The organism is Bacillus sp. FSL R5-0603 (assembly GCF_038050295.1).
GTDB lineage: Bacteria > Bacillota > Bacilli > Bacillales > Bacillaceae > Bacillus > Bacillus subtilis.
Genome location: NZ_JBBOYP010000001.1, coordinates 23,385 through 32,500, shown reverse-complemented (window position 1 = coordinate 32,500; position 9,116 = coordinate 23,385). Strand labels below are relative to the sequence as shown.

At 45.7% G+C, this 9,116-nt stretch carries 8 protein-coding genes, 2 tRNA genes, 2 rRNA genes and 1 other RNA gene (1 of these 13 only partly in view); 2 read left to right on the top strand and 11 right to left on the bottom strand.

Going from position 1 to position 9,116, the window contains the following annotated elements:
• The 11 genes from NYE56_RS00170 to tadA form a co-directional block, all read right to left on the bottom strand.
• Positions 1-796 (bottom strand): 23S ribosomal RNA (locus NYE56_RS00170); it reaches 2,132 nt to the left of the window's first position.
• Positions 797-877: 81 nt separating this feature from the next.
• Positions 878-953: transfer RNA gene (locus tag NYE56_RS00165), tRNA-Ala, on the bottom strand.
• A gap of 11 nt (positions 954-964) precedes the next feature.
• Positions 965-1,041: transfer RNA gene (locus tag NYE56_RS00160), tRNA-Ile, on the bottom strand.
• 102 nt (positions 1,042-1,143) lie between these two features.
• Positions 1,144-2,693, bottom strand: a 16S ribosomal RNA gene (locus NYE56_RS00155).
• Together the 16S and 23S rRNA genes with 2 tRNA genes alongside form the textbook arrangement of a ribosomal RNA operon.
• A gap of 244 nt (positions 2,694-2,937) precedes the next feature.
• Positions 2,938-3,201, bottom strand: a complete 264-nt coding sequence (bofA, locus tag NYE56_RS00150) for a sigma-K factor-processing regulator BofA (protein WP_003225421.1) — start codon at positions 3,199-3,201, stop codon at positions 2,938-2,940.
• Positions 3,202-3,267: 66 nt separating this feature from the next.
• Positions 3,268-3,492: a YaaL family protein gene (locus NYE56_RS00145; protein WP_003242387.1), complete on the bottom strand. Its 225-nt coding sequence runs from the start codon at positions 3,490-3,492 to the stop codon at positions 3,268-3,270.
• Between the two features lie 17 nt (positions 3,493-3,509).
• A complete protein-coding gene (recR, locus tag NYE56_RS00140) occupies positions 3,510-4,106 on the bottom strand; it encodes a recombination protein RecR (RefSeq protein WP_003225425.1) in 597 nt (198 codons plus the stop codon).
• A 14-nt stretch (positions 4,107-4,120) separates the two neighbouring features.
• Complete coding sequence (locus NYE56_RS00135; RefSeq protein WP_003225427.1) at positions 4,121-4,444, bottom strand: YbaB/EbfC family nucleoid-associated protein; 324 nt, start codon at positions 4,442-4,444, stop codon at positions 4,121-4,123.
• Between the two features lie 23 nt (positions 4,445-4,467).
• Positions 4,468-6,159 carry a DNA polymerase III subunit gamma/tau gene (gene dnaX, locus NYE56_RS00130; RefSeq protein ID WP_029317164.1) on the bottom strand — a complete coding sequence of 564 codons (1,692 nt, stop codon included), beginning with the start codon at positions 6,157-6,159 and terminating at the stop codon, positions 4,468-4,470.
• Between the two features lie 129 nt (positions 6,160-6,288).
• Positions 6,289-6,553, bottom strand: an RNA gene (gene ffs, locus NYE56_RS00125) — signal recognition particle sRNA large type.
• A gap of 82 nt (positions 6,554-6,635) precedes the next feature.
• Complete coding sequence (gene tadA, locus NYE56_RS00120) at positions 6,636-7,121, bottom strand: tRNA adenosine(34) deaminase TadA (RefSeq protein WP_144530981.1); 486 nt, start codon at positions 7,119-7,121, stop codon at positions 6,636-6,638.
• 85 nt (positions 7,122-7,206) lie between these two features.
• Here tadA and NYE56_RS00115 point away from each other — a divergent pair, with 85 nt between their 5' ends.
• Together NYE56_RS00115 and NYE56_RS00110 are read left to right on the top strand one after the other, a co-directional pair.
• Entirely contained in the window at positions 7,207-7,752 is a 546-nt protein-coding gene (locus tag NYE56_RS00115) for an isochorismatase family cysteine hydrolase (protein WP_003226786.1), read from the top strand.
• Positions 7,753-7,821: 69 nt separating this feature from the next.
• On the top strand, positions 7,822-9,105 hold the full coding sequence (locus NYE56_RS00110; protein WP_160244369.1) for a LysM peptidoglycan-binding domain-containing protein: 1,284 nt from the start codon (positions 7,822-7,824) through the stop codon (positions 9,103-9,105).
• Positions 9,106-9,116 lie beyond the last annotated feature (11 nt).

Here is a 9,116-nt window from a genome sequence, read left to right as displayed (position 1 = left end):
TCAACGTGCGTGGGTTCGGGCCTCCATTCAGTGTTACCTGAACTTCACCCTGGACATGGGTAGATCACCTGGTTTCGGGTCTACGACCACGTACTCATGCGCCCTATTCAGACTCGCTTTCGCTGCGGCTCCGCATCTTCTGCTTAACCTTGCACGGGATCGTAACTCGCCGGTTCATTCTACAAAAGGCACGCCATCACCCGTTAACGGGCTCTGACTACTTGTAGGCACACGGTTTCAGGATCTCTTTCACTCCCCTTCCGGGGTGCTTTTCACCTTTCCCTCACGGTACTGGTTCACTATCGGTCACTAGGGAGTATTTAGCCTTGGGAGATGGTCCTCCCGGATTCCGACGGAATTTCACGTGTTCCGCCGTACTCAGGATCCACTCAGGAGAGAACGAAGTTTTGACTACAGGGCTGTTACCTCCTATGGCGGGCCTTTCCAGACCTCTTCATCTACCTCGTTCCTTTGTAACTCCGTACAGAGTGTCCTACAACCCCAAGAGGCAAGCCTCTTGGTTTGGGCTAATCCCGTTTCGCTCGCCGCTACTCAGGGAATCGCATTTGCTTTCTCTTCCTCCGGGTACTTAGATGTTTCAGTTCCCCGGGTCTGCCTTCTCATATCCTATGAATTCAGATATGGATACCACTCCATTACGAGTGGTGGGTTTCCCCATTCGGAAATCTCCGGATCAAAGCTTGCTTACAGCTCCCCGAAGCATATCGGTGTTCGTCCCGTCCTTCATCGGCTCCTAGTGCCAAGGCATCCACCGTGCGCCCTTTCTAACTTAACCGTTAAAAAGAATCACTATGTGATATCTTGTATTACTAATTGAATGTGATGTCTACTGTTATCTAGTTTTCAAAGAACACGTTGGTGGAGCCTAGCGGGATCGAACCGCTGACCTCCTGCGTGCAAAGCAGGCGCTCTCCCAGCTGAGCTAAGGCCCCGTTATATAAGATGGTGGGCCTGAGTGGACTCGAACCACCGACCTCACGCTTATCAGGCGTGCGCTCTAACCAGCTGAGCTACAGGCCCATCTTAACTTATTCAAGGAACAAAGTTCCTTCAAAACTAAACAAGACAGGGAACGTTCTGTTTATAAGACCCAAGGTCTTATATTCCGTATAATATCCTTAGAAAGGAGGTGATCCAGCCGCACCTTCCGATACGGCTACCTTGTTACGACTTCACCCCAATCATCTGTCCCACCTTCGGCGGCTGGCTCCTAAAAGGTTACCTCACCGACTTCGGGTGTTACAAACTCTCGTGGTGTGACGGGCGGTGTGTACAAGGCCCGGGAACGTATTCACCGCGGCATGCTGATCCGCGATTACTAGCGATTCCAGCTTCACGCAGTCGAGTTGCAGACTGCGATCCGAACTGAGAACAGATTTGTGGGATTGGCTTAACCTCGCGGTTTCGCTGCCCTTTGTTCTGTCCATTGTAGCACGTGTGTAGCCCAGGTCATAAGGGGCATGATGATTTGACGTCATCCCCACCTTCCTCCGGTTTGTCACCGGCAGTCACCTTAGAGTGCCCAACTGAATGCTGGCAACTAAGATCAAGGGTTGCGCTCGTTGCGGGACTTAACCCAACATCTCACGACACGAGCTGACGACAACCATGCACCACCTGTCACTCTGCCCCCGAAGGGGACGTCCTATCTCTAGGATTGTCAGAGGATGTCAAGACCTGGTAAGGTTCTTCGCGTTGCTTCGAATTAAACCACATGCTCCACCGCTTGTGCGGGCCCCCGTCAATTCCTTTGAGTTTCAGTCTTGCGACCGTACTCCCCAGGCGGAGTGCTTAATGCGTTAGCTGCAGCACTAAGGGGCGGAAACCCCCTAACACTTAGCACTCATCGTTTACGGCGTGGACTACCAGGGTATCTAATCCTGTTCGCTCCCCACGCTTTCGCTCCTCAGCGTCAGTTACAGACCAGAGAGTCGCCTTCGCCACTGGTGTTCCTCCACATCTCTACGCATTTCACCGCTACACGTGGAATTCCACTCTCCTCTTCTGCACTCAAGTTCCCCAGTTTCCAATGACCCTCCCCGGTTGAGCCGGGGGCTTTCACATCAGACTTAAGAAACCGCCTGCGAGCCCTTTACGCCCAATAATTCCGGACAACGCTTGCCACCTACGTATTACCGCGGCTGCTGGCACGTAGTTAGCCGTGGCTTTCTGGTTAGGTACCGTCAAGGTACCGCCCTATTCGAACGGTACTTGTTCTTCCCTAACAACAGAGCTTTACGATCCGAAAACCTTCATCACTCACGCGGCGTTGCTCCGTCAGACTTTCGTCCATTGCGGAAGATTCCCTACTGCTGCCTCCCGTAGGAGTCTGGGCCGTGTCTCAGTCCCAGTGTGGCCGATCACCCTCTCAGGTCGGCTACGCATCGTCGCCTTGGTGAGCCGTTACCTCACCAACTAGCTAATGCGCCGCGGGTCCATCTGTAAGTGGTAGCCGAAGCCACCTTTTATGTTTGAACCATGCGGTTCAAACAACCATCCGGTATTAGCCCCGGTTTCCCGGAGTTATCCCAGTCTTACAGGCAGGTTACCCACGTGTTACTCACCCGTCCGCCGCTAACATCAGGGAGCAAGCTCCCATCTGTCCGCTCGACTTGCATGTATTAGGCACGCCGCCAGCGTTCGTCCTGAGCCAGGATCAAACTCTCCGATAAAGTAGTTTGACTGACTACGCACATCGCTGTGCGATTTATAAAAATGAATTAACAGGTACGTTTTGTCTTGTTTAGTTTTCAAAGAACTTTGTTTACCGCTCGTTTAAGCGACTTTATTATCATAACATTTACCGCCGCTACTGTCAACAACTTTTTAGCATTCCCTTTTCAAAAAGGCTGTTCGTCATCAGCGACGTATATTAGAATAACACCTTCAGTTGTCTAAGTCAATACATAATATCAATTAAATGATAAATTGCTTAATAACGACTAACGCAGCTATTCCGGGTATCCCTAAAATTCCGCTGATAGCTGTTGTAACCAGATTAATCGGCACATGAATGCCAAGACTGCCGCCAAACATATTTACACAAACCAGAAGCAAAGCGCCCGCCACAAATTTAACAGCTGTGATGCCAATCCACTTTAAAGGCTTTGCAGCTGAACCTGATAAAAAAAGAAGAATAACCAGTCCTAAAATAATCCCAATAATAAAAATAGGCTCCATGAATCTTCTCATCTCCTTCGCTTGTTCTAGTACAAGCTTATGAGAAGATCCAGGAGTTTAGACCACTTACTTCCACCGGCTGATTTTTAAATTTCGCTGCTTCGCTTCCCTTAAGTAAAAAAAATACTTCGCTTCAGCTACTTTCAGTTCGTATAACACTTCAGCAGACGGTTCTAAGCTTTTTTCAACCAGCTTTTTTTGCCTGTTCCACTCTTCCTTTTGCTTAAAAAGCTGCTCGGTTAGTTTTTCATCAAACTCTCTTCTTAATGTTTTCTTGCGAAGAAAACCCATGGATCGCTTTTTCCTCCTTACAATTCACGTCTTCCTTCAAGTGCTTTAGAAAGAGTGACCTCATCAGCATATTCCAAATCACCGCCGACGGGCAGTCCGTGGGCAATACGGGAGAGCTTAATACCAGACGGCTTGAGGAGCCTTGATATATACATCGCCGTTGCTTCCCCTTCTATATTAGGGTTTGTCGCGAGGATCACTTCTGTCACTTGATCATCCTGTAATCGTTTTAACAATTCTGGTATTTTAATATCCTCTGGTCCGATGCCGTCCATTGGAGAAATAGCGCCGTGAAGAACGTGATACTGTCCGTTGTATTCCTTCATTTTCTCCATAGCGATAACATCCTTAGGGTCTTGCACAACACAGATAACAGACTTATCCCTGCGCGTATCTTCACATATATAGCAAGGGTCCTGGTCTGTAATATGCCCGCAAACTGAACAATATGTCAGGTTGCGTTTCGCATTTACTAATGCTTTCGCAAAATCTAATACTACATCTTCTTTCATACCTAGAACAAAAAAAGCCAGACGAACCGCTGTTTTCGGTCCGATCCCTGGCAATTTCATAAAGCTGTCAATCAGCTTTGATATTGGTTCAGGATATTGCATGTTCTTTTATCCCCCTAGAATAAACCTGGCATGTTCATTCCCTTTGTAAATTGACCCATTGTTTCGTTTGTGATTTCGTCAACTTTTTTCAAAGCTTCATTCGTTGCAGCAAGCACTAAATCTTGAAGCATATCAATATCTTCAGGATCAACGACTTCTTCTTTGATGATAACATCCAGGATTTCTTTTTGGCCGTTTGCTTTTACTGTTACCATACCGCCGCCTGCAGTTCCTTCAACAACCTTTTCTGCAAGCTCTTCTTGAGCCTTCGCCATGTCCTTTTGCATTTTTTGCATTTGTTTCATCATTTTTTGCATATTACCCATTCCGCCACGCATAGCATTCACTCTCTTTCATTTTGTTAGTCTTTTATTTCAATTAGATCCGCTCCAACAAGCTTTTTCGCTTCGGCAATAAGCGGGTCTTCTTCAGCCGGTTCATTTGATCCTTCATTTTCCTGCTGATGATCTTCTAAAAATTCTTCTCTTATTTTACCCCATTGTGCTTCTGGAACGCCAATCAAATCCATTCTTTTTCCGAGCATCGATTCTAAAATCTGCTCAAGATTAGTCCGGACTCCGTTGTTATCCTCAGCGACCATTTTACAATGAATTTCATATTTGAATTTCAGAACAAATGCCGCCGATCCGGCAGCCACAGGTTCACTGTCATTCAGCAAAGCGGCATGTGATACTTTGTTTTGCTGTTTGAGATGAGCAAGAAGCTTGCCCCAACTGTTTCTGAGCAGATCAAGATCCGGTCTTGTGGCTTCCTTCAAAATCTCATGAATTCTGCCTACTGGCGCTTTGTAATTGGATTTCCCGCCCTTTGGCACACGCGGCGCTTCTTTTTTCGGGCTTTCCGCAGCTGCTTTTATGCCTGTTGTTTTGAGCCGCTCTACTTCCTGTTCGAGCTGCTGGATTTTTTTCATCAGCATATCCACTTCCGGGAGATCAGCAGCAGATTGATGTGAGGTTTGGCAAATCTTCACAACGGCCACTTCGAAAAAGATACGCGGATGATTTGTCCATTTCATTTCCTGATGGCTCTTGTTCAGAATATCAATCATTTCATATAGGGCCTGAGCCGGAATTTGTTCACTTAGTTCCCGGAACGTTTCATCGACTTTTACTTTCTCAAGCACTCCCTCTAAGCCAGGGGCTGTTTTGTACAGCAGCATGTCCCTGAAATAGAAAATCATATCTTCTATCAGCTTAGCTGGATCTTTTCCTTGCTGAAGCAATTCATTTAATGTTTCCAGTGCGTCAGAAACGTTTTTATCATGCAGGGATTGTGCAAGCTTCCCGATATATAATTGAGAAACAGCACCCGTAATTAAAAGCGCATCTTCGACTTTCAGGATATCGCCGCTGAATGATATGGCCTGATCAAGAAGGCTCAGGGCATCCCTCATCCCTCCGTCTGCAGCACTCGCGATGATATCCAGCGATCCTTCCTCCACTTGCAGCTGTTCAGCATCAACAATTTTATTCATGCGCCCTACAATCGCTTGGGAGGTAATTCGTTTAAAGTCAAAACGCTGACATCTAGAGATAATGGTTAAAGGAATTTTGTGCGGTTCAGTTGTTGCTAATATGAAGATACAATGCTCAGGCGGCTCTTCTAATGTTTTTAGTAATGCATTAAAAGCGCCGATAGAAAGCATATGCACCTCATCTATGATATATACCTTATATGTGACGGCCGATGGGGCAAACTTCACTTTATCCCGAATGTCACGAATCTCATCAACACCGTTATTAGAAGCGGCGTCAATTTCTATGACATCGGATATTGACCCGTTTGTTATCCCTTTACAGGCCGCACATTCGTTGCATGGCTCATCAACAGGAGCATGTTCACAGTTGACAGCCTTAGCAAATATTTTGGCTGCACTGGTTTTTCCGGTTCCTCTTGGCCCGGAAAACAGATAGGCGTGAGAAAACTTTTTTTGCAAAAGGGCATTTTGCAGCGTTTTTGTAATGTGTTCTTGTCCGACCACATCTTCAAAGCGCTGAGGCCTGAATACTCGATATAAAGCTTGGTAACTCACGGGTTTGCCCTCCTCCGTTATTCATCATTCCCATTATACATGAACCTTGTTTCGATTCCAAAAGCTCTTTTTACATAACAAAAAACTCACCTAATGTTAGGTGAGTCTGAAAATTTGATGATTGATTTACCGTGCACCTTCTGTCGATTCGCTACCCTAAGCGTTACTTAAGCAGTTAGCTCGGCCCAGGCAACCCTGCGGCACATGAGAGGTTTCACTTAATGCTGCTTCCTTCCGGACCTGACATGGTTCATGAATTCCCATTGCGCAGGACCCAAACGTCAACACCACTTACTTAAGGCAGGCCTTAAAGTAAACGAACCTCGAGAAGGGATTCGGCCCTGCTAGAGCGGATTGCAGGTACAGGGCACCGCTACCTCCCCGCTTAGCACGGCAAAATAAATATCAAATTTTATGTTGCATCTATTACGATGCACACTTAAGTATATCTGTTTCCCCTAAAAATTGCAACCGTACTATTCAGACAAGTTTTTCCTGGCGGCTTTCTTCTTTTTTCTTAGTTCTCTGAAAAACGCACTGAGCATTCCGCCGCATTCTTCCTCAAGTACACCGCTCACCACTTCAGCCTGATGATTAAAGCGTTCCTCCTGAAGAAGGTTCATTAGCGTACCTGAACACCCGCCTTTCGGATCAAATGCGCCAAAAACCACTTTTTCTACTCGAGAAAGTACGACGGCACCAGCACACATTGGACAAGGCTCAAGCGTCACATAAAGAGTCGCACCTTCCAGCCGCCATGTTCCGAGTGTCTTACACGCTTCATCAATCACAAGCATTTCTGCATGGGCAATAGATCGTTGCTCAGTCTCTCTTAAATTATGTGCACGCGCTATAATTTCATCATTAACGACAAGCACCGCACCTATTGGCACTTCACCTTTCTCTTCAGCCTTTTTCGCTTCTTTAATTGCTTCTTTCATATAAAGTTCATCTTGTGTCATAAGGATAAGCTCTCTTTTCAAAGTTTTTTCATCGCCTAAAAAGGCTACATATTAACTATAACTGAAACGGAAAGGAGACTGTCGATTGTCCAAAGCAGATACAGCCCTTCTCATTGTAGACATGATCAATAATTTTGAATTCGATATGGGAGAAACCCTCGCTAAAAAAACAGAAAAAATCGTTCCTCATATTTTATCATTAAAGGAGCACGCGAGACAAAATGAATGGCCGATTATTTACATCAATGATCATTATGGACTTTGGCAAGCTGATATTAAAAACATTCAGCAAGAATGCACAAATGAAAGAAGCAAGGATATCATCACAAAGATAGCTCCGGAAGATGCTGATTATTTTTTAATCAAACCGAAACATTCCGCTTTCTACGAAACTGCACTTCACACCCTTCTTACTGAGTTGCAGGTGAGACATATTATCTTAACAGGTATAGCCGGCAATATATGTGTGCTGTTTACCGCTAATGACGCTTATATGAGGGAATACAGCATCACGATTCCTAAGGACTGTATCGCGTCAAACAGTGACGAAGATAACGAATTCGCCTTAACTATGATGGAGAATGTTCTTTTCGCAGAAATTACGACGGAAGAACAAATTACAGAAAAATAAACATGATCAGCGCTTTTCTTTCATACATTGATAGCGATATGAAAGGAGGCGTTTTTCATTCAAATTTATGTGGTAAAACAAGGCGACACTCTTTCTGCTATCGCTTCACAATACAGAACAACCGTAAGTGAGATCACTGAATCGAATGAAATACCGAATCCCGACAGCCTTGTTGTCGGACAAACCATTGTCATTCCAATAGCTGGCCAGTTCTATGATGTGAAGCGAGGTGATACCCTGACATCTATCGCCCGGCAGTTCAATACAACGGCAGCCGAGCTCGCAAGGGTTAACCGCATCCAGTTAAATACCGTGCTTCAGATTGGTTTCCGTTTATACATCCCACCAGCTCCTAAACGAGACATCGAATCAAATGCTTATTTGGAGCCCCGAGGAAATCAAGTCAGCGAAAATCTCCAGCAGGCGGCCAGAGAAGCGTCACCCTACTTAACGTACCTTGGCGCATTCAGCTTCCAGGCACAGCGTAACGGAACCTTAGTCGCACCGCCTTTAACGAATTTAAGAAGCATTACAGAAAGTCAAAATACAACATTGATGATGATTATAACGAACCTAGAAAACCAAGCATTCAGCGATGAACTTGGCCGGATCCTTTTGAACGACGAAACTGTAAAAAGACGGCTTCTAAATGAAATAGTCGAGAATGCCAGAAGATATGGCTTCCGTGACATTCATTTCGACTTTGAATATTTGCGGCCCCAGGATAGAGAGGCTTATAATCAATTCCTCCGCGAAGCAAGGGATCTTTTTCATCGAGAGGGCTTAGAAATTTCTACGGCTCTTGCTCCTAAAACAAGTGCAACACAGCAGGGCAGATGGTATGAAGCTCATGATTACAGGGCACATGGCCAAATTGTCGACTTTGTTGTTCTCATGACATATGAATGGGGCTATAGCGGCGGGCCGCCTCAAGCGGTTTCTCCAATTGGACCTGTCCGTGATGTCATAGAATATGCTTTGACTGAAATGCCTGCGAACAAAATTGTCATGGGCCAGAATTTATATGGATATGACTGGACGCTGCCATATACAGCAGGGGGAACTCCAGCAAGAGCAGTAAGCCCTCAGCAAGCCATTGTCATAGCTGATCAGAACAATGCTTCCATTCAGTATGACCAAACCGCTCAAGCTCCTTTCTTCCGCTATACTGATGCAGAAAACAGAAGGCACGAGGTATGGTTCGAGGATGCCCGCTCGATTCAAGCAAAATTCAATCTGATTAAAGAGCTGAATTTAAGAGGCATCAGCTATTGGAAGCTGGGTCTTTCCTTTCCACAAAACTGGCTGCTGCTGTCTGATCAATTTAATGTTGTCAAAAAGACGTTTCGATAATTTGGAAACGT

What these genes read in the sequence shown, in the direction of transcription:
- bofA (WP_003225421.1), bottom strand. Translation starts at nt 3,201, where the DNA reads ATGGAGCCTATTTTTATTATTGGGATTATTTTAGGACTGGTTATTCTT.
- NYE56_RS00145 (WP_003242387.1), bottom strand. Translation starts at nt 3,492, where the DNA reads ATGGGTTTTCTTCGCAAGAAAACATTAAGAAGAGAGTTTGATGAAAAA.
- recR (WP_003225425.1), bottom strand. Translation starts at nt 4,106, where the DNA reads ATGCAATATCCTGAACCAATATCAAAGCTGATTGACAGCTTTATGAAA.
- NYE56_RS00135 (WP_003225427.1), bottom strand. Translation starts at nt 4,444, where the DNA reads ATGCGTGGCGGAATGGGTAATATGCAAAAAATGATGAAACAAATGCAA.
- tadA (WP_144530981.1), bottom strand. Translation starts at nt 7,121, where the DNA reads ATGACACAAGATGAACTTTATATGAAAGAAGCAATTAAAGAAGCGAAA.